This is a genomic window from Streptomyces phaeolivaceus, from assembly GCF_009184865.1.
Lineage (GTDB): Bacteria > Actinomycetota > Actinomycetes > Streptomycetales > Streptomycetaceae > Streptomyces > Streptomyces phaeolivaceus.
The window spans coordinates 7,107,091-7,127,794 of sequence record NZ_CP045096.1 but is presented as its reverse complement, the minus strand read 5'-3'; the positions used below and the strand labels follow the sequence as shown (position 1 = coordinate 7,127,794).

Genomic DNA, 20,704 nt, shown 5'->3' with positions numbered 1-20,704 from the left:
GGGGCCGGCCCCTTGGGACCGGCCCCCGCGGGGAGCCACTGCTGGCGATGGTCGTGCTGTGCCTGACCAGGCCGGTTCATGCCGGTTGTCGCGGGGCGACTACTGCATGACCGCCATGGCGAGCGCACGGCGGGCGCGCATCGACGCGCGCTCGGCCCGGCGCTGCATCCGGCGGGCGACCACCAGGCGCATGGCCCGGCGTTCCTGCTCCGCCTGGTGCAGGCGCTCGTGCATATGCGCACGAGCCAGGGCTTCTGGCATGAGATGCATCTCTCGGGTCCTGTTCTGACGCGAGGCGTTCGCGCCGGTGGTGGTGAAGTCTGGAGTCGCTGAGCCGACGGGCTCACTCGTGGACGGCTTCATCGGGGCCTGCTTCTTGGGATCGTGCGTGAGGGGGCGGTCGATCGTTCCGGTGATGTTCATGCCGTGACCGGGTTCTTGCGCGGGCGGCCACGGGGCCGCTTGCGGGCCACGACGACACCCTGGACGAAGAGCTCGCCGCCCCAGACGCCCCAGGGCTCACGCCGCTCCTTGGCGCCGGCGAGGCAGGCCTCCATCAGCGGGCAGGTGCGGCAGAGGGACTTGGCGTACTCGACGTCGGCCGGCGACTCGGCGAAGAAGACCTCCGGGTCGTAGGAACGGCAGGGGACGGGTACGCCGAGGTTCTCGATGGCGTCGTCGAGCGCGGTGAGCGCGGTGAGCGGGGTCAAGGTGGAGTCCTCCGTGAGGCCGGGCGGGGGGATCGTTTCGGAAGGCGGTACGGACGGGGCGTGCGCTTCGAGTTGCACGGTTCGTCTTCCTCGTCTGGTCGTTCCGGCCTGTTGGCCGGTGGCGGCTGGTACCGGGTTCTTTTCTTGTCCCGAGGCCCCTTCGCTCCGCAGTCCCCGGTCGGGGACAAACAGAAGGGCCGCGGATCCCGGATGGGGTTCCGCGGCCCTGAAGGCGCCGGCCTGATCGTCGATCAGGCTGGATCACTCCAGGGTTCAGGCCCACGGAAGGCCCACATCAGGTGGTGGTGCGTCGTCTGCTTCCGGAATCCGGCACCGGCCGCCGCGACGGCATAGGCCTGGGCCTGTGCCGTTACTGCTGCTTCCAGTGCCTTGGTCGGTCGCTCATTGCGCTCACGGACGGGGAGACCCGCCAGAGACACGGAGGACGCCGGACGGCCGCCACTGATGGCGGACAGACCGGTGCCCAGGTTCGAGACGCCGAGCAAGCACAGGGAGACGGCCGAGCGATCGGTCATTTTGACCGTGCTGGTGAAGCTGGTGTCGATGCTGATCACTGGACTCGCCTCCTCTCGGCGTCTATGGGGACCGGTGCGAACCGATCCGACGGATATGAAGTACATCACGAAACCGGGGCCTTCGAGAAGGCCGCCTGCTCTCGTGCCTAAGAACCTATGGGGATTGCTGGGGCATGCGCAAACTATTTTTTCGACGAGTTCGTATCAGTCGTTCTCGTCCTCGTACCCGGGCTCCCGACCTGCGCAGATGTCGAGAACATCGGCGCCGTACCGCTGCAGCTTGCGGGCCCGGACACCGGGGATGCGACCGAGTTCAACCGGAGTGCTCGGCCCCGCTTCCGCGATCGCCATCAGTGTCCGGTCGGTGAAGACACAGAAGTCGGGTTGGCCGCTGCGCTGTGCCTGGACCGCGCGCCACTCGCGCAGTCGCTCGTAGAGGCCCTCGTCCATGTCGGAGGGGCAGTCCTCGCAGCGCATCAGTTTCATGTCTCCGGCGTCCCGCAGGGTGCGCCCGCAGACACGGCAGCGGGCCGGGGTCCGGCTGGTGCGGCGTGGCGCCGCCTCGGGGCCGCCGCCCGCGAGATCACCCGTCCGGCCGCCCGTCGTGCCCCGCTCGACGCCCCCGGGGCCGCCCGTAGTGGTCCGGCCCATCGTGGCGGTGGATCCGGGGCGCAGGCCGTTCAGAAAACGGCTGGGGCGGCGGTTGGGGCGGCCGCCGGGCGACCGGGACAGGGACCAGGAGACGGAGAGCTGTTCGCGCGCGCGGGTGACGCCCACGTAGAGGAGCCGTCTCTCCTCCTCGATCTGTTCGTCCGTCCGCGCGTAGGTGATCGGCATCATTCCCTCGGCGACACCGACCAGGAAGACGACGTCCCACTCCAGGCCCTTCGCGGAGTGCAGTGAGGCGAGCGTGACGCCCTGGACGGTCGGGGCGTGCTGGGCGCCCGCCCGTTCGTCGAGTTCCGCCACCAGGTCACCGAGGGTCGCGTCGGGCTTGGCCGCGGTGAAGTCCTGGGCGAGGTTCACCAGGGCCGCGAGTGACTCCCAGCGTTCCCTGACCGCGCCGGAGCCCGCCGGCGGTTCACCGGTCCAGCCCTCCCCGGAGAGCACGGCCCGTACCTGTGAGGGAAGGTCGACGGCGTCCTCCAGGAGGGCGTCGTTGCCGCCGAAGCGGGCGGCTGCTCTCAGCGCGGCCCCCGCCTTGCGCACCTCGGGGCGGTCGAAGAACCGTTCCGCGCCGCGCAGTTGGTAGGGCACTCCGACGTCCGCGAGTGCCTGCTCGTAGGTCTCGGACTGGGAGTTCGTCCGGAACAGGATGGCGATCTCGCTCGCCGGGACACCGGAGGCGATGAGGTCACGGATGCGGCGGGCGGCGCCCTCGGCCTCGGCGGGCTCGTCCGTGTACTCGGTGTAGCGGGGCTCCGGGCCCGCCGGGCGCTGGGAGATCAGTTCGAGTCGGTGGTCGGCGGCGCGGCCTCGGGCCTGGGAGAGCAGACCGTTGGCGAGATGGACGACCTGTGGGGTGGAGCGGTAGTCGCGGACGAGCTTGACGACGGTGGCCCCGGGGTGGCGGTGACGGAAGTCGAGCAGATGGTCGGGGGTTGCGCCGGTGAACGAATAGATCGTCTGGCTGGCGTCGCCCACGACGCACAGGTCGTCCCGGTCGCCGAGCCACAGCTCCAGCAGACGCTGCTGGAGGGGGCTGACGTCCTGGTACTCGTCGACCACGAAGTGCTGGTACTGGGAGCGGACCTGCTCGGCGATGTCGTGGCGGTCCTGGAGGATGCCGACCGTGAGCAGGAGGACGTCCTCGAAATCGATGACGCCCCGCTCGCGCTTGAGGTCCTCGTACGTCGCGTAGATCTGGGCGATCTCGGCCGGGTCACGGGGGGCCTCGCGGCCGTGCTTGGCGGTGGCGGCGGCGTAGTCGGCGGGGACGGTCCGGGTGACCTTGGACCACTCGATCTCGGCGGCGGTGTCCCGGAGTTCGTTGCGATCGAGACGGATGCGGCAGGCGGCGGCCGCGTCCGCGACGATCTGGATCTTGCGGTCGACGATGCGCGGCATACCACCACCGACGGCCTTCGGCCAGAAGTACTGGAGCTGGCGCAGCGCGGCCGAGTGGAACGTCCGGGCCTGGACTCCGGCGGCACCGAGCTGGCGGAGCCGACCCCGCATCTCTCCGGCGGCGCGGTTGGTGAAGGTGACGGCCAGCACACTGGCGGGCTGGAGCATCCCGGCACGCACGCCGTAGGCGATCCGGTGGGTGATCGCCCGCGTCTTGCCCGTACCGGCCCCCGCCAGCACGCACACCGGACCGTGCAGGGCGGTCGCCACCGCGCGCTGCTCGGGGTCGAGCCCTTCGAGCACCGCGTCGGCCGAGTCGGGGACCCGCGGGAAGAGGGTGGAGTGCGTTGCTGCTGTCACATGGCCATGCTGCCAGGTCGCCGGAGACGGCTGAGCAAGTTGTCCACAGGCAGGCACTCGCAGTCGTACCAATGCGGCAGGCGCTTGTGTGTTCCCGTACGTCGGGCGCCGGGGCGCGGTGGTGGGCGGCACCCGCGCAAGGGAATGGCGGGCGTGTCGCGTACGTTCCACTCACTGCGAACAAGCACCCCATCGGACCGTGAAGGAGCGCCAGGGACATGCCGGGCACTGTGACGATGTACAGCACCACGTGGTGCGGCTACTGCCGTCGGCTGAAGAGCCAGATGGACCGCGAGGGCATCACGTACAACGAGATCAACATCGAGCATGACCCGGACTCCGCAGCGTTCGTGGAGAAGGCGAACGGCGGGAACCAGACGGTTCCCACCGTCCTCTTCCCGGACGGCTCGACGCTCACGAACCCCTCGCTGGCGCAGGTCAAGCAGAAGATCGGCGCGTAGCGGCAAGCGGGTCCCTAGCCGATGTGACTTCGCGTCGGCAGGGGCTTGCCGTACCAGAGTTCGATCAGTCGGGCCGCGATCGAGATGCCGTAGGGAGGCAGGACCTCCCCGGAGTCGAACGCGGCCCGCAGCTCTTCCCGGGAGAACCAGCGGGCCTCGTGGATCTCGTCGCCGTCGACCTCCACGGTGGTCGAGGTGGCGCGGGCCATGAAGCCCAGCATCAGGCTGGACGGGAAGGGCCAGGGCTGGCTGGCGATGTACTCGACCTGGCCGACGGTGATGCCGACCTCCTCGTGGACCTCGCGCCGTACGGACTGCTCGATGGACTCGCCGGGCTCCACGAAGCCCGCCAGGGTGGAGAAGCGGCCCTCGGGCCAGTGCACCTGGCGGCCGAGCAGGATGCGGTCCTCCTCGTCCGTGACCGCCATGATCACCGCCGGGTCGGTGCGCGGGTAGTGCTCGGCGCCGCAGGCCTGGCAGCGGCGGATGTGACCGGCCGCCGCGATGACCGTGCGCTCGCCGCAGCGGGAGCAGAAGCGGTGGGTGCGCTGCCAGTTCTCCAGGCCGACCGCGTGCACCATGAGGCCCGTGTCACGCGGTGACAGGAGCATGCCCGCCTCGCGCAGTCCGGCCGGGCGCGCGGACTGGTCCATGCGGCCGGGGAGCGCGTCCTTCTGGAGTGCGAAATAGCTCACACCGTCCGCGTCGGTGCCCAGGAAGTAGCGGTGTGCCTCGGTGAGCGGTGCCTCGAAGGAGGGGATCATGACGAGTTCGGTGGTGCCGTCCGGGGTCTCGTCGATGAGGACCTGGCCGCCGGAGACCACGAAGCAGCGGGTCGTGGGGTGGCTCCACGCCGCCGCGAGCCAGGCCTCGTCGAGCCGGTGGTGGGCGGCCCGGTCGATGCCGCCGGGGGCGGTGAGGGCGATGGGGCGGTCGGCGGTGTGGTCGGTCCAGGTGGTCACGGGTGCTTCCAACTCCCCCGGTGAAACGGTTGATGGGGCGGGTGGTTCGGCGGGGCGTGCGGCGTGCGGGTGGGCTGGGGCGTGCGGGGCCTTCTTCAGTGTGCCTCGCCGGGGCCTCGGGCCAGTTCGCCCCAGAGGTACGCGCTGGTCTCGACGCCTTTGAGGAGCAGATCGAGTTCGACCTTCTCGTTGGGGGCGTGCCAGCCGTCGGAGGGGACGGAGATGCCCAGGAAGAGCACGGGTGCGTCGAGGACTTCCTGGAGGTCGGCGGCGGGGCCGGAGCCGCCCTCGCGCGTGTGGCGGACCGGCTGCTGGAAGGCGCGGCCCATGGCCCGTACCAGCGACCGCAGGGCCGGGTGGTCCAGCGGTGTCAGGCAGGGACGGGTGGACCCGCTGAACGTGATCTCGTGGCGGACACCGGCGGGGATCCGCTCGGCGGCCCATGCCGTGACGGCCTTCCGGATGTGCTCCGGGTCCTGTCCGGCGACCAGGCGGAAGGACAGCTTCACCATGGCCGAGGACGGGATGATCGTCTTGCTGCCGGCGCCCTGGTAGCCGCCACCGATGCCGTTGACCTCGGCGGTCGGGCGGGCCCAGACGCGCTCCAGGGTGGTGTGTCCGGCCTCGCCGTGCGTCGCCGTCGACCTGGCCGTGCGCAGCCATCGCTCCTCGTCGAAGGGCAGTTCGGCGAGGAGTTCGCGCTCGCGGTCGGTGAGTTCGGCGATGCCGTCGTAGAAGCCGGGGATCGCCACGCGCGCGTGCTCGTCGTGCAGGGCGGCGACGAGGCGGGCGATCTCGGTGGCCGGGTTCGGTACGGCGCCGCCGAAGGAGCCGGAGTGGATGTCCTGGTCGGGGCCGTGCAGGTGGATCTCGCACTCGGCGAGGCCCCGCATCCCGGTGCACACGGTGGGGGTGTCCTCGGCCCACATGCCGGTGTCGGAGACGACGACCGCGTCGGCGGCAAGCCGCTCGGCGTGCTCCTCGACGAGGGCACGGAAGTGCGGGGAGCCGGACTCCTCCTCGCCCTCGATCAGCATCTTCAGGTGGACGGCGGGGGTGGTGCGGCCGGTCGCGGCGAGGTGGGCGCGGACACCGAGTGTGTGGAAGAACACCTGGCCCTTGTCGTCGGCCGCCCCGCGCGCGTGGAGACGGTTTCCGCGGATCACCGGTTCGAAGGGCTCGCTGTCCCAGCCGTCGGCGAGGGCCGCGGGCTGCACGTCGTGGTGCCCGTAGACGAGAACGGTGGGGGCGTCGGCGTTCGCGGAGGGCCACTCCGCGAAGACGGTGGGGGCACCCGGTGTCTCCCAGACCTCGGCCGTGGGGAAGCCGGTCTCCTTGAGCTTGGCGGCCAGCCAGTCGGCGCTGCGTCGTACGTCCGTCGCGTGCTCGGGCTGGGCCGAGACCGACGGGATGCGCAGCCATTCCACGAGATCGTCGAGGAAGGCGGCACGGTGGTTCTCTATGTACGTACGGACGACGCTGTCCGGGGTCTCGCTCATGCTCACGAGCCTATAGGCCCGCACCGGCAGGCTCGTCCGGCGGTTCGTCCGTGACCGCCCCCTGCCAGTCCGCCGACTATTCCCGTCCCTCTCCGGTCGAGTCCGGTCTCCCGCCGTCGGGCTCCTCCAGGAGCAACCGCTCCAGTGCGACCCGGTCGGGGAGGTTCGTGGGCCGTACGACGTCCCCTGTGCGGACGTACAGGAAGGCCGCTCCGACGGACTCCAGGGGCACGCCGTGCTGCTCGGCCCAGGCGAGCCGGTAGACGGCGAGCTGGAGCGGGTCGGCGGTGCGGGTGCGGCTGGTCTTCCAGTCGACGATCTCGTACCTCGTCGTCCCGTCGCCGTCGCTCTCCCGGTAGACGGCGTCGATACGGCCACGTACGACGCGTCCGGCGATGCCGAGTTGGAACGGTGCCTCGACCCGGTGGGGCGTGCGGTGTGCGTACGGAGTGCGGTCGAAGGCCTCCTTGAGGGCCTCCAGGTCCTGCTCGTCGGCGATCTCGGCCTCGCCGCCGGGCAGCTCGTCGGGCTCCAGCATGGGCAGCCGCAGCTCTTCGAAGCGGGCCTCGACCCAGGCGTGGAATCGGGTGCCACGACGTGCCCCGGGCTGCGGAGGGCGGGGCATGGGGCGCGCGAGTTCCTGTGCGAACGCGTCCGGATCGGCGGCCAGACGCATCACCTGCGAGGCGGTCAGCGAGGCCGGCAGGGGTACGTCGGTGACCTTCGTGCGGGCCCGCACGAGTTCCCCGGCGAGGGCGTCCAGGTCGCGGTCCCAGGAGGCGACGGTGCGTGCCTCCTCGGGGCTGAGACCGGACGTGGCGGGGTGCCTGCGCGCGCGTGGGACGGTCGGCGTGTGCCTGTCCCGGACGGTGTTCTCCGCGTCCTCCACGCGCGCGTGGAGGCCCGGTGCGGGGCGGTCAGACGACCAGGAGTCCCAGTCGCCGGTGTCCTCCTCCTCGTCACCGGAGTCCTCCTCGAAGGGCTCGAAGGGCTCCAAGGGAATGTCGTCCGGGGCCTCCTGGGCGTCCTCCTCGGCGGCGCCCGGATGCGCGTCCTCGTGGGACGACGCCGTCTCCAGATGGGCCAGTACGGTCGCGGCGGCGGCGCGGCGGCGCATCAGGGCCGCGCCGTCGAGCGGGAGGGGCCAGGCGTGGTCGGCGGCGGCCTCTCGGAGGGCGGGGTTCTCGGCCTCCTCCTCGGGTTCGTCGGCCCATGCCTCGATCTCGCCGTGTCCGGCGACGCAGTGGTCGTGGAGGGCCATGAGGAAGTCGGACGGACCGCGCGGGCGTTTCTGCGAGGGGCCCCACCAGTGGCCGGAGCCGAGGAGCAGGGAGCGGGGGCGGGTGAAGGTGACGTAGCCGAGGCGGAGTTCCTCGGTGTGCTGGTGGTCCTTCATGGCCTCCTGGAAGGCTTTGAGGCCGCGGGAGTCCCAGGCCTCGACGTCGGGAAGGGTGTCGGCGTCGCCGCGCAGTTCGTGCGGCAGGACCTTGCCCTGTGCGGTCCACTTCTCGCGTCCCTGGGTGCTGGGGAAGGTGCCGGTGACCAGGCCGGGGACGGCGACGACGTCCCATTCCAGTCCCTTGGACTTGTGGGCGGTGAGCACCTTGACGGTGTTCTCTCCGCCCGGCAGGGCGTTGTCGAGGCCCTTCTCGTACTGGGCGGCCGTACGCAGGAAGCCGAGGAAGGCGAGCAGGGTGGCCTCGCCTGCGCTGTTGGCGGCGAAGGAGGCGGCGATGTCCAGGAAGTTGGACAGGGTCTCGCGGCGGCGGGCGGCGAGCGCGTGCGGGGACGCGGAGAGTTCCACCTCCAGGCCGGTGGCGGCGAGGACGCGGTGGAGGACGTCCATGAGCGGATCGGCCAGCGAGCGGCGCAGGTCGCGCAGTTCGGCGGCGAGCCGGGCGAACCGCACGCGCGCGTCCGGTGAGAACGGCAGCCCGTCGTCCTCCCGCTCGGCTTCGAGTGGCAGTTCCAGGAACGTGTCCAGCGCGTCCGCCAGCGAGATCACCTCGGACGGGTCGACGCCCTCCACGGCCGCGGCGAGCCGGCGGTCCGGGTCGTCGTCGCCGTCCACGCGCGCGTGGGACACCAGCAGCCTTGCCCGGCGCCCCAGGAGGGCGAGATCACGGGGGCCGATCCGCCAGCGCGGGCCGGTGAGGAGGCGGACGAGGGAGGCATTGGCGCCGGGGTCCTGGAGGACCTCGCAGACGGCGACGAGATCGGCGACCTCGGGCAGGTGGAGCAGCCCGGAGAGGCCGACGACCTCCACCGGGATGTCACGGGCGACCAGGGCGCCCTGGATCTCGGCGAAGTCTCCGGCCGTACGGCACAGGACGGCGATCTCGCCGGGTTCCTTGCCGGTGCGCACGAGGTGGGCGATCGAGTCGGCGATCCAGTCCAGTTCCTCGGCGTGGGTGTTCAGCAGGGCGCAGCGGACCACTCCGGCGCGTTCGGCGCCCGGGGCGGGCCGGAGGGCCTCCACGCCCGCGTGCATGGCCCGCAGGGGCTCCGCGAGGCCGTTGGCGAGGTCCAGGAGACGGCCGCCGCTGCGGCGGTTCTCGCTGAGCGACTGCCGGGTCGCGGGGCGGCCGTCGGGGTGGGCGAAGTGCTCGGGGAAGTCGTCGAGGTTGGCGACGGAGGCGCCGCGCCAGCCGTAGATGGCCTGGCAGGGGTCACCGACGGCGGTCACCGGGTGGCCGGTGCCGCCGCCGAACAGGCCCGCCAGCAGCACGCGTTGGGCCACCGAGGTGTCCTGGTACTCGTCGAGCAGGACCACCCGGAACTCGTCCCGCAGGACGCGCCCCACCTCGGGGAGCCGCGCGAGGCCGGCCGACAGGGCGATCTGGTCGCCGAAGTCGAGGAGGTTCCGCTCGCGCTTGGCCGCGCGGTAGCGGCCCACCAGTTCGGTGAGTTCGCGCCGGGCGGCGGCGGCCTCGGGGACCTTGCGGAGGTCCGCGTTGGTGAGCTTGGCGCCCTCCAGCTCGCGCAGCAGTCCGGCGTCGTACGCGCGCAGGTCCTCAGGGCGTACGAGGTGCTCGGCGAGTTCGGAGTCGAGGGTCAGGATGTCGCTGACCAGGTCCGGGAAGGAGCGGGTCAGCGCCGGGTACGGGCCCGGGGACTCGCGCAGGACGCGGGCGGCGAGCTGGTAGCGGGTGGCGTCGGCGAGGAGCCGGGAGCTGGGTTCCAGGCCGATGCGCAGGCCGTGGTCGGTCAGGAGGCGGCCCGCGAAGGCGTGGTAGGTGGAGATGACCGGCTCGCCCGGCGGGTTGTCCGGGTCGATCACGTCGGGGTCGGTGATGCCGGCCCTGACCAGGGCCTTGCGCACACGCTCGGCGAGTTCGCCCGCCGCCTTGTTGGTGAAGGTCAGGCCGAGCACCTGTTCGGGGGCGACCTGTCCGGTGCCGACCAGCCACACCACGCGCGCGGCCATCACCGTGGTCTTGCCCGACCCGGCTCCCGCCACGATCACCTGCGGGGCGGGCGGCGCGACGACGCAGGCCGTCTGCTCCGGGGTGAACGGGATGCCGAGGAGCTCCTTGAGCTGCTCGGGATCGCTGATAGGGGCGGACATTCCAGAGAGGCTAGCCGCGGCCACTGACAGCGGATGCCGGCCGCCCCGCGGGCCCGGTCACTCGACCACGTGACGGCCCTCCGGGCGCGCGCTGCACGATGCCCGGAAAGCGCAGTGTGCACAGTGTTGTCCGGCGGTCGGGGAGAAACGTTCGTCCAGGACCTTGCCCGCGGCCGTCGCCAGGAGGTCTCCGACCCACTCCCCTTCCGCGCCCTCAAGGGGGGCCTGAGCCTGCACCTTGGGGACGGTCTCGCCGCCGTTCTTCTTGGCGGCGCCCTGCCGCAGCTGGACGAGTTCGGCGCCGCCCGGCTCGGGCCGCACGCCACCGAACGGCTCGTCGACGGCTCCCTCGCGGACCGCCAGCTGGTACACGGCGAGCTGGGGATGGCGGGTCACCTCGGCGGAACTCACGGCTTGCTTGCCCGTCTTGAAGTCCACGACATACGCGCGGCCCTCGGCGTCGGTCTCGACACGGTCCATGGAGCCCCGGATGCGCACCTCGTAGTCGCCCGCTTCGAGGGTGACGTCGAAGTCGTGCTCGCTGGCCACCGGGGCCCGCCCCGTGCGGTCCATGACATGCCACTTCAGGAAGCGTTCGAGCGCCACGCGCGCGTGTTGCTTCTCCTGCTCCGACTTCCAGGGCGCGTCGAAGGCGAGCGCGTTCCACACGGAGTCGAGGCGCTCCATGAGGACGTCGAGGTCGGCGGGCGTGCGTCCGGAGGCGACCTCGTCGGCGAGGACGTGGACGACGTTGCCGAAGCCCTGGGCGGCGGTCGCGGGCGCGTCGGCCTTCACCTCTCGGCCCAGGAACCACTGCAGGGCGCAGGTGTTGGCGAGCTGGTCGAGGGCGCTGCCGGACAGCACCACGGGCTGGTCGCGGTTTCTGAGCGGCACCTTGCTCTCGGTGGGCTCGTCCATGCCCCACCAGCGGTACGGGTGCGCCGACGGCACCAGCGGGCGGTCGTCCTCGTCGCTCAAGGCGGCCAGCCGGGCCAGCCGCTGGGCCGCGGCCTCGCGGAGGCTGTCCGACACGCGCGGGTCGACGGTCGTGGCGCGCAGTTCGGCGACCAGTGCGGCCACGGAGAGCGGGCGGCGGGGGCGGCCGGTGACGTCCTTGGGCTCGACACCGAGTTCGGCGAGGAAGCGGGAGGGCTGGTCCCCGTCGTCGGCCGGGGCCTTCACGGCGGTGACGACGAGGCGTTCACACGCGCGCGTGGTGGCCACGTAGAACAGTCGGCGTTCCTCCGCGAGCAGCGCGCCCGGGGTGAGCGGTTCGGCGAGACCGTCGCGGCCGATGCGGTCGGCCTCCAGGAGCGAGCCACGACGGCGCAGGTCCGGCCACAGCCCCTCCTGGACGCCCGCGACGACGACCAGCCGCCACTGGAGGCCCTTGGAGCGGTGCGCGGTCATCAGGCGTACGGCGTCGGGGCGCACGGCCCGTCCGGTGAGTGTGTCGGCGGCGATGTCCTCGGCCTCGATCTCCGCCAGGAAGTTGAGGGCGCCGACGCCGCCGGTGCGCTCCTCCGCGCGGGCCGCCGTGGCGAACAGCGCGCACACGGCGTCGAGGTCACGGTCGGCGTTGCGTCCGCCCGCGCCGCCGCGCCGGGCGGCCCGCTCCAGGCGCTTGGGCCACGGTGTGCCGTCCCACAGCTCCCACAGCGCCTCCTCGGCCGTACCGCCGCCCGCGAGGTGCTCGCGTGCCTTCCGCAACAGCGAGCCGAGACGTTGCGCGCCCCGCGCGTACACCGGGTCGTGCGCCACCAGGCGCTCCGGCTCCGCCAGCGCGCGGGCGAGCAGTTCGTCCGAGGGCGGCGGCACGGGGTTGCCGCCGGCCCGCTCCTCCTCGCGCAACGCGCGGCCGAGGCGCCGCAGATCGGCGGTGTCCATGCCCGCGAGCGGGGAGGCGAGGAGGTCGAGCGCGGTCTCGGTGTCGAGCCAGGAGGGTTCTTCGTCGGGCGGATCGGGCGCGTCGAGTGGCTCGGTCCCGTCAGACGACTCGGTCCCGTCAGGCGACTGATCGGGGTCCGTCGCCGAGGCCGTCGGGGCCGTCGGGGCCGCCTTGCCCAACTCCGCCCGTGCCACCGCCCGCAGTGCCGCCAGGAGGGGCTGTACGGCCGGCTCGTGGCGCAGGGGGAGGTCGTCGCCGTCGATCTCCAGAGGGACGCCCGCGGCGGTGAGGGTGCGCCGGATCGACGGGATCGTGCGGGCGCCGGCGCGTACCAGGACGGCCATCTCGCTCCAGGGGACGCCGTCCTCCAGATGCGCCCGGCGCAGGACGTCGGCGATGTTGTCCACTTCGGTGCCCGGCGTCGGGTACGTGTGGACCTCCACGCGCCCCCCGTCCCGCACCGGCCTCAGCTCGCGGTGGGCCCGCACCTTCTCCGCCGGGAGCCGGGTGAGCGGCATGCGCCGGGTGAGCAGGCGCGTGGCGGCGAGCAGGTCCGCTCCGGAGCGGCGGGAGTTCCGCAGGACCGTCACCGGGGCCGGGCGGCCGTCCGCGCGCGGGAAGGCCGCCGGGAACTCCAGGATGCCGTTCACGTCGGCGCCCCGGAAGGTGTAGATCGACTGGTCGGGGTCGCCGAAGGCCACCAGGGTGCGACCGCCGTCCGCGAGGGCCCGCAGCAGCCGCACCTGCGCCGGGTCCGTGTCCTGGTACTCGTCGACGTAGACGGCGTCGTACTGGGCGGCCAGCCGCTCGGCGACGCCGGGGCGGCCGGCCAGGAGCACCGCCCGGTGGACCAGCTCCGCGTAGTCGAGCACTCCCTGCAGATCGAGGACGTCGAGGTACTCGGCGAGGAAGGCGGAGGCCGCGAGCCAGTCCGGGCGGCCGATGCGCGCGGCGAAGGCCCGTAGGTCCTCGGGGGCCAGGCCCAGTTCGCGGCTGCGGGCGAGGACCGCGCGGACCTCGTCGGCGAACCCGCGCGTGGTCAGACAGGCGCGCAGCTCGTCCGGCCAGCGCACATGTGCGAGGCCCAGGCGCTCCAGGTCGGGCTGGCCCGCGAGCAGTTCACGGACCGCCACGTCCTGTTCGGGACCGGACAGCAGTCGCAGGGGTTCGACGAACAGGTCGCTGTCCTGGTGGGCGCGGACCAGGGCGTAGCAGAACGAGTGGAAGGTCGTGGCCTGCGGGGCGCGCGGGGCGCCCATGCGCAGCGCCATGCGGTCGCGCAGCTCCACGGCCGCCTTGCGGCTGAAGGTCAGGACCAGCACGCGCGCGGGGTCCGCACCGCGCGCGACGCGGGCCGCCACGGACTCGACGAGCGTGGTCGTCTTGCCGGTGCCCGGACCCGCGAGGACGAGGAGAGGGCCCCTCTCGTGGTCAACCACGCCGCGCTGCTCGGCGTCCAGACGAGGGGGGTCCGTCCGGGCCGGTGGGGTACGCACCAGTCGGTAAGCGCCACGGCTCCCCTGTCGCACCTGGGTGTGCGACAGGCGCCTGGTGGAGAAAGAGGAGCTCACGTGGTTCGCCGGTCCTGGTGGGTGTGCGAGAGGTCACTGCCGGCGCGGTGCGCCGGCGTCGAGGGGCGGTGGTCGGGAAGCGGGTGCGAGACCCGCCGCTCGTCGAGAGCGGTGGCCGCGGGGTGAGAGGGACACGTGCAGCCGACGCTACGCCGACCGTCGGTTCGGAAGCAGGGCTTCCTCTTGTTCCCTCCCGGCTCGCGCGGCCCGTGCGTCCCTCGCCCCACGAACGTACGGCATACCACCGATGTGCCCCGTGTCCCCCGGACGGAGCAGGGGCCGCACCGAGGTCCGCCGGATGCCGGAGGCTGTCAGGTGTGACCCTCCGCGTGTCCGCCCGTGTGCCCACCGCCGTCCCAGCGCGCCCGTCTCATGTCGACGCGCGGCACATGGCCCTCGGTGGTGCGGCTCGCCTCGCGCAGGGGGGTGGCCTCCGCGCGGTAGTGCTCCAGGGCTCTCAGTTCGTGGCCGAGCAGCAGCACGCCGTCCGCGCGGACGACCCGCCACCACGGAACCGCGCCCCCGTAGAGGGCCATCGCACGGCCCACCTGGCGCGGGCCGCCCTCCCCCAGCCATTCGGCGACGTCCCCGTATGTCATGACCCGCCCCGGCGGGATCAGGTCGGCGACCTCGAGGACCCGCTCCGCGTACTCCGGCAGGGCGTCCGCCGGAAGGCTCTCCTCGCTCATCCGCCCCATCCTGCCCCACCCCACCGACAATGGGACGTGGTGGCCGCCGCGTGCGTCCCTCGCTCCGGGGGCGGTCTTCGGGCAGACTGTGCGCCCCCGCATTGCACCCTGATGCCCCTGTGTGCCCACCCGGCATGCCACCATCGTGCGGGCGGTGACTGGTGATACGAGACCAAGAAGAGACGATGAAGCAGCAGAGCGTGCACCCCGATGACGCGGCGGGCACCTCTGACGCCTCATCGCGCCCGAACGCCTCCCAGGGAGGCGACGAGGGCACCGACGACGTCTCGGAGAAGGCCTCCGACACCACCCCGTCCTCCCCGTCCGTGGCCGAGAACACCTCCCCCAAGGCGGACGAGAACGAGAAGCAGCGGGCGGAGCCGGACGAGGACGATCCCGGTGAGGCGCACGCCGAGGAGGTGGAGGGCGACGAACCGCTGCTCCCCGCGCGCGTGCACCGTCCTTCCGACCTCATGCGGCTGTCGGTGGGCATCCTCGGGATCATCGTCCTGCTGGCGATCGCCGCGTTCGCCCATGGCACCACCTCCGGACTCGAACAGGACATCAACAAGGGCACGGGGCAGGCGCCGGATCTCCTGATCAAGCTGGCGGGCCTCGGGTCGAGCATCGCGATCCTGCTGGTACCGGTCGCCTTCGCGATCGAACGGCTGATCAAGCGGGACGGGCTGCGCATCGCCGACGGTGTACTCGCCGCGGTCCTGGCACACGGGGTGACGCTGGCGACCGACCTGTGGGTCGCCAGGGCCGCCCCGGACTCCATCCAGGAGGCCCTCACCCAGCCGTCGCCCGGCGACATCCACGCTCTCACCGACCCCGTGCACGGCTATCTCGCACCCGTCATCGCGTACATGACCGCCGTCGGGATGTCCCGCAGACCGCGCTGGCGGGCCGTGCTGTGGATCGTGCTGCTGCTGGACGCCTTCTCGATGCTGGTCACCGGCTACACCACACCGTTCTCGATCATCCTGACGGTGCTGATCGGCTGGACCGTGGCCTACGGGACGCTCTACGCGGTCGGCTCCCCGAACGTACGCCCGACCGGCCGGACCCTCATGGCCGGCCTCCGGCGGGTCGGCTTCAAACCGGTGAGCGCCGCCCGCGAGGAGCTCCCGGAGACGGCGGAGGGCGGGGACCGGGGCCGCCGGTACTTCGTGACGCTGGAGGACGGCCCACCGCTGGACGTCACCGTCGTCGACCGGGAGCAGCAGGCGCAGGGCTTCTTCTACCGCGTCTGGCGGCGGCTGACGCTGCGCGGCATCACCACGCGCCGCAGCCTCCAGTCGCTGCGCCAGGCGCTGGAGCAGGAGGCCCTCCTCGCGTACGCGGCCATCGCGGCCGGCGCCAACGCTCCCAAACTGATCGCGACCTCCGAGCTCGGACCGGACGCCGTGATGCTCGTCTACGAGCACACCGGTGGGCACACGCTGGACTCCCTGGCGGACGACGAGGTCACCGACGAGCTGATGTCGGACACCTGGCACCAGGTGAAGGCGCTGCAGTCGCGGCGCATCGCGCACCGCAGGCTGGTGGGCGACGCGATTCTGGTGGATCGTTCCGGCACGGTGATCCTGACCGATCTGCGAGTCGGCGAGATCGCGGCGGGCGACCTGGTGCTGCGCATGGACGTCTCCCAACTGCTGACGACCCTGGGCCTGCGGGTGGGTGCCGAACGCGCGGTGGCCTCGGCGGTGAGCGTCCTCGGCCCCGACGCGGTGGCCGACTGTCTGCCGATGCTGCAGCCCATCGCCCTTTCGCGCTCCACGCGCGCGACCCTGCGCAGACTCGCCCGGGAACGTGCCGAACGCGAGCGCGAGGCGGTCCTGGAGGCATCCCACCTGGCCAAGCAGGCGCGCGCGGAGGAGCACGGCAAGGCTGCCGAGCCAGGCAAGGCCGGTGAGCCCGGCAAGGCGGACAAGAAGGCCGTACGGGCCGAGCAGCGGGCCGAGAAGAGGGCGCTCGACGAGGCCCTGGAGGAGGCCCGCGAGGAGGACCTGCTCACCCAGATCCGCCATCAGGTGCTGCTGATCAGGCCCCAGGCCCCGGTCGAACCGGCCCGGCTGGAGCGGGTCAAGCCGCGCACCCTGATCAGTCTCATCGCCGGCGCGATCGGCGCGTACTTCCTGCTGACCCAGCTCACCCACATCGAGTTCGGGCCGCTGATCGAGAACGCCGAGTGGGGCTGGGTCGCCGCCGCCGTGTTCTTCTCCGCGCTGAGCTATGTCGCGGCGGCCATGAGCCTGCTGGGCTTCGTACCGGAACGGGTGCCGTTCCTGCGGACGATCGCGGCGCAGGTCGCCGGGTCGTTCGTGAAGATCGTGGCGCCTGCCGCGGTGGGCGGTGTGGCGCTCAACACGCGCTTCCTGCAGCGCGCGGGGGTACGGCCGGGGCTCGCGGTGGCGAGTGTCGGTGCGTCGCAGCTCTTCGGCCTCGGCTGCCACATCCTGATGCTGCTCGCCTTCGGCTATCTGACCGGCACCGAGAAGACGCCGTCCCTGTCGCCGTCCCGCACCGTCATCGCGGGCCTGCTGACGGTCGCGGTGCTCGTCCTGGTGGTGACGTCGATCCCGTTCCTGCGCAAATTCGTCGCCACGCGCGTGCGGTCGCTCTTCGCCGGTGTCGTGCCGCGCATGCTCGACGTGCTGCAGCGGCCGCAGAAGCTGGTCACCGGCATCGGCGGCATGCTGCTCCTCACCGGCTGCTTCGTGATGTGCCTGGACGCCTCGATCCGTGCCTTCGGCAACGACGACGTCTCGATCAGCATCGCCAGCGTCGCCGTCGTCTTCCTCGCGGGCAACGCGCTCGGTTCCGCGGCGCCGACCCCGGGCGGTGTGGGAGCGGTCGAGGCCACCCTGACGGTGGGCCTGATCGCCGTCGGCCTCCCCAAGGAGGTCGCCGCGCCCGCGGTGCTGCTGTTCCGTCTGCTGACGCTGTGGCTGCCCGTGCTGCCGGGGTGGCTGGCCTTCAACCAGTTGTCCCGAAAGGGCGCGCTCTAGGCGGTCCCCGCGCGCGTGGGTCCCCCTCGCCACGCGCGCGTGGCGGCCCTTCCCGTGTCTCACCCGCACGGGCCCGCGCCCCGAGCGCATCGCCCCGGGCGCCTCCAGGATGGGGTGCATGCCGACCTCGCCCCGATCATGTGCCGTCGCCATGACCGCCGTCGCCGTCCTGCTGTCCCTGTCGGCGGCGGGCTGCGGAGACGACTCCCAGGGCGACGACGGGGATCTGACCACCCAAAAGCTGAGCTGGGAGACCTGCGGGGCACCCTCCCAGGCCCAGGGCGGCGGCAGCGCGCCCGCACCGCTGCCGGACGGCCAGGTCTGGCAGTGCGCGACCATGAAGGCGCCCCTCGCATGGGACGAGCCCGAACGCGACACGATCGGCATCGCCCTGATCCGGGCCGAATCCAGCGGCTCCGGGAAGCAGCGCATCGGCTCGCTCGTCTTCAACTTCGGCGGCCCCGGCCTCTCTGGCGTCAAGACGCTCCCCTCCTTCGGCGAGGACTACGCGAAACTGCGCACCCGCTACGACCTGGTGAGCTTCGACCCGCGGGGCGTCGGTCGCAGCGTCGGCGTCGAGTGCGAGGACGACGAGGAACTCGACGAGTACTTCCAGCAGGACGGGACCCCGGACGACGCGGCCGAGCGTACGGAGTTCCTCGACAACACGAAGACCTTCAACTCCACCTGCGAGGAGAACTCCGGCACGACCCTCCCGCACGTCCGCACCACGGACGCGGCCCGCGACATGGACCTCCTGCGCCAGGTCCTCGGCGACGACGCACTGCACTACTTCGGCTTCTCGTACGGCACCGAACTCGGCGGCGTCTACGCCCATCTGTTCCCCGAGAACGTCGGACGGGCCGTGTTCGACGCGGTCGTCGACCCGACCCAGACCGCGGAACAAAGCTCGCTCGGACAGGCAGAGGGCTTCCAGCTGGCGCTCGACAACTACGCCCGGGACTGTGTGTCGAAGGTGGAGGACTGCCCGGTCGGCGACACCGAGCAGGACGTCGAGGACCGGATCGTCAAGCTGCTCGACGACCTCGATCGCAAGCCGATCGCCGGAGTCTTCCCCCGCGACCTGACCGAGTCGGAGGCGCGGGCGGGGATCGCCCAGGCCCTGTACTCCGAGGATCTCTGGCAGTACCTGACCGAGGGCCTTGAACAGGCGTACGACGGGGACGGCAGTGTGCTGATGCTGCTGTCCGACTCGTTGAACGGGCGCAGCGAGAACGGTGAGTACAGCAACATCACCGCGGCGAACATCTCCATCAACTGCGCGGACGACAAGCCCCGCTACACCACCGAGGACGTGGAGGCGAGACTGGCCGAGTTCCGGGCGGCCTCCCCCCTCTTCGGTGAGTGGCTCGCCTGGGCCATGCTGAGCTGCACGGACTGGGCCGTCGTCGGCGCGGCCGACCACCCCGACGTGCGTGCCCCTGACTCGGCGCCGATCCTCGTGATCGGCAACACGGGCGACCCGGCCACCCCGTACGAGGGCGCGCGGAAGATGGTCGAGGCGCTCGGGGCGGGGGTCGGCGTCGAGCTGACGTACAAGGGGCAGGGGCACGGTGCGTACGGCAGCGGCAACTCCTGCGTACAAACGGCCGTGGACGGCTACCTGCTGACGGGGAAGGTACCGAAATCCGGCACGGTCTGCTCCTGAACATGCAGGTCAGAACGTTATCCACAGGCCTTCTCGGCCGACACGGCGGTCCGCATACCATGGCATGACTGCCATTCGGGACATCCGGTGGACGGTATCGCGAGAGGGGGGAAGTGCTCATGGCGCGTTTTCCACGGGGGGCGGCTCTGGCCGCTGCCGTGCTGCTGATCGCCGGCTGTAGTGGCGGCACGGAGGACAAGGCGAGCGAGGACGCGGACGACGGAAAGGCTGCCTCGACTTCCGCAGCGGCGCCGCAGAAGCTCGACTGGGGGCGCTGCGAGGCGACTTCGGAGGGCCCGGCGCCGGGCGACGACTGGCAGTGCGCGACGCTGAAGGTGCCGCTGGACCACGCGAAACCGCACGACGGCACGATCGGGCTCGCCCTGATCCGCAGCAAGGCGACCGGTGACGCAGACGACCGTGTCGGCTCCCTCCTGTTCAACTTCGGCGGGCCCGGTGGCTCGGGCGTGTCCATGCTGCCGTCGTACGCGGGCCTCACGAGCGAACTGCACGAGCGGTACGACCTGGTGAGCTGGGATCCGCGCGGGGTGGCCGAGAGCGAGGGGGTGCGCTGCCGCAGCGACAAGGAGATCCAGGCGGGCGAGTCGGTGGACGCCACACCGGACGACGCGACGGAGGAGACGGCCTTCTTCAAGGACGCGTCCGACTTCGGCGCGGGCTGCGAGAAGGCCGCCGGCAAGCTGCTGTCGCATGTCTCGACCACCGAGACCGCCCGCGACATGGACCTCATGCGCCAGGCGCTCGGCGACGAGAAGCTGCACTACTTCGGCATCTCCTACGGCACCGAGCTCGGTGGGGTCTACGCCCATCTGTTCCCCGAGAACGTGGGGCGCCTGGTCCTGGACGCGGTGGTCGACCCCACGGCCGACACCGTGGGCCACGCGAAGAACCAGACCCTGGGCTTCCAGCGCGCGCTGGACAACTATCTGAAGTCCACGGGCCAGGACCCCGCGGCGGGCACCCGGAAGATCGAGGCCCTGCTGGAGCGGATCGATGCCGAGCCCCTGGCGACGACGTCCGGCCGTGAACTCACCCAGACGCTGGCCACCACCGGTATCGTCCTGCCGCTCTACAGCGAGCAGAGCTGGTCCACGCTGACCAGCGCGCTCGACGCGGCCGAGGACGGCGACGGCACCGAGCTGCTCACGCTGGCCGACGGTTACAACGAGCGCGACCCCTCGGGCCGCTACGGCACGACGACCCACTCCCAACGGGTCATATCGTGCTTGGACCAGAAGCAGCGGCCGACTCCCGAGGAGACGAAGAAGCTGCTGCCCGAGTTCCGGAAGATCTCGCCCGTCTTCGGCGAGTACCTGGGCTGGGACACCGCGGGCTGGTGCTACGACTGGCCGGTGCCTGGCCTGACGGACTCACCGGAGGTGAGCGCCCCCGGAGCGGCGCCCGTCCTCGTGGTGGGCAACACCGGGGACCCGGCGACGCCCTACGAGGGTGCGCGGAAGATGGCCGGGGAACTGGGCGAGGGCGTCGGTGTGATGCTCACCTGGAAGGGCGAGGGCCATGGCGCGTACGGCAGCGGCAGCAGTTGTGTCGACTCGACGGTGAACGCGTATCTGCTGGACGGGACCGTACCGAAGGACGGCAAGGTCTGCACGTAGACAGGGGCCGCCGCCGACCCCCACTCGCCCACCCCTTCCCTCTCCCGGTCGCGCGGGCGGCAGCGGAAAGGGG

General features: G+C 71.8%; 13 protein-coding genes. 4 read left to right on the top strand and 9 right to left on the bottom strand.

Annotation, left to right across the window (positions count from 1 at the left end):
• Positions 1-99: 99 nt before the first annotated feature.
• The 4 genes from F9278_RS33015 to F9278_RS33000 form a co-directional block, all read right to left on the bottom strand.
• Positions 100-423 carry a hypothetical protein gene (locus F9278_RS33015; protein WP_152171564.1) on the bottom strand — a complete coding sequence of 108 codons (324 nt, stop codon included), beginning with the start codon at positions 421-423 and terminating at the stop codon, positions 100-102.
• Complete coding sequence (locus F9278_RS33010; RefSeq protein WP_005480495.1) at positions 420-788, bottom strand: WhiB family transcriptional regulator; 369 nt, start codon at positions 786-788, stop codon at positions 420-422. The genes F9278_RS33015 and F9278_RS33010 overlap by 4 nt, the downstream gene beginning before the upstream one ends.
• A gap of 173 nt (positions 789-961) precedes the next feature.
• Positions 962-1,285, bottom strand: coding sequence for a hypothetical protein (locus F9278_RS33005; RefSeq protein WP_152171563.1), 324 nt, complete (start codon positions 1,283-1,285; stop codon positions 962-964).
• Positions 1,286-1,450: 165 nt separating this feature from the next.
• Complete coding sequence (locus tag F9278_RS33000; RefSeq protein ID WP_193241742.1) at positions 1,451-3,673, bottom strand: ATP-dependent DNA helicase UvrD2; 2,223 nt, start codon at positions 3,671-3,673, stop codon at positions 1,451-1,453.
• 218 nt (positions 3,674-3,891) lie between these two features.
• On the opposite strand from F9278_RS33000, the gene F9278_RS32995 reads away from it, so the two are divergent.
• Positions 3,892-4,134 carry a mycoredoxin gene (locus F9278_RS32995; protein WP_152171561.1) on the top strand — a complete coding sequence of 81 codons (243 nt, stop codon included), beginning with the start codon at positions 3,892-3,894 and terminating at the stop codon, positions 4,132-4,134.
• A 14-nt stretch (positions 4,135-4,148) separates the two neighbouring features.
• Here the strand turns inward: F9278_RS32995 and nudC are convergent, their stop codons facing one another.
• From nudC to F9278_RS32970, 5 genes are all read right to left on the bottom strand, one after another.
• Positions 4,149-5,096 (bottom strand): NAD(+) diphosphatase, encoded by a 948-nt coding sequence (gene nudC, locus F9278_RS32990; RefSeq protein ID WP_193241741.1) that lies wholly within the window; start codon positions 5,094-5,096, stop codon positions 4,149-4,151.
• Positions 5,097-5,191: 95 nt separating this feature from the next.
• A complete protein-coding gene (locus F9278_RS32985; RefSeq protein WP_152171560.1) occupies positions 5,192-6,595 on the bottom strand; it encodes a dipeptidase in 1,404 nt (467 codons plus the stop codon).
• A 76-nt stretch (positions 6,596-6,671) separates the two neighbouring features.
• Complete coding sequence (locus F9278_RS32980) at positions 6,672-10,163, bottom strand: ATP-dependent DNA helicase (RefSeq protein ID WP_152171559.1); 3,492 nt, start codon at positions 10,161-10,163, stop codon at positions 6,672-6,674.
• 57 nt (positions 10,164-10,220) lie between these two features.
• Positions 10,221-13,622: an ATP-dependent helicase gene (locus F9278_RS32975; protein ID WP_152171558.1), complete on the bottom strand. Its 3,402-nt coding sequence runs from the start codon at positions 13,620-13,622 to the stop codon at positions 10,221-10,223.
• 311 nt (positions 13,623-13,933) lie between these two features.
• Positions 13,934-14,311, bottom strand: coding sequence for an MGMT family protein (locus tag F9278_RS32970; RefSeq protein ID WP_319023120.1), 378 nt, complete (start codon positions 14,309-14,311; stop codon positions 13,934-13,936).
• 185 nt (positions 14,312-14,496) lie between these two features.
• Between F9278_RS32970 and F9278_RS32965 the strand changes: the two genes are divergently transcribed.
• From F9278_RS32965 to F9278_RS32955, 3 genes are all read left to right on the top strand, one after another.
• Positions 14,497-17,325, top strand: a complete 2,829-nt coding sequence (locus tag F9278_RS32965) for a lysylphosphatidylglycerol synthase transmembrane domain-containing protein (RefSeq protein ID WP_193241740.1) — start codon at positions 14,497-14,499, stop codon at positions 17,323-17,325.
• 118 nt (positions 17,326-17,443) lie between these two features.
• Positions 17,444-18,994: an alpha/beta hydrolase gene (locus F9278_RS32960; protein ID WP_152171555.1), complete on the top strand. Its 1,551-nt coding sequence runs from the start codon at positions 17,444-17,446 to the stop codon at positions 18,992-18,994.
• Positions 18,995-19,113: 119 nt separating this feature from the next.
• Positions 19,114-20,631 (top strand): alpha/beta hydrolase, encoded by a 1,518-nt coding sequence (locus F9278_RS32955; protein ID WP_152171554.1) that lies wholly within the window; start codon positions 19,114-19,116, stop codon positions 20,629-20,631.
• The last annotated feature ends 73 nt before the right edge of the window (positions 20,632-20,704 follow it).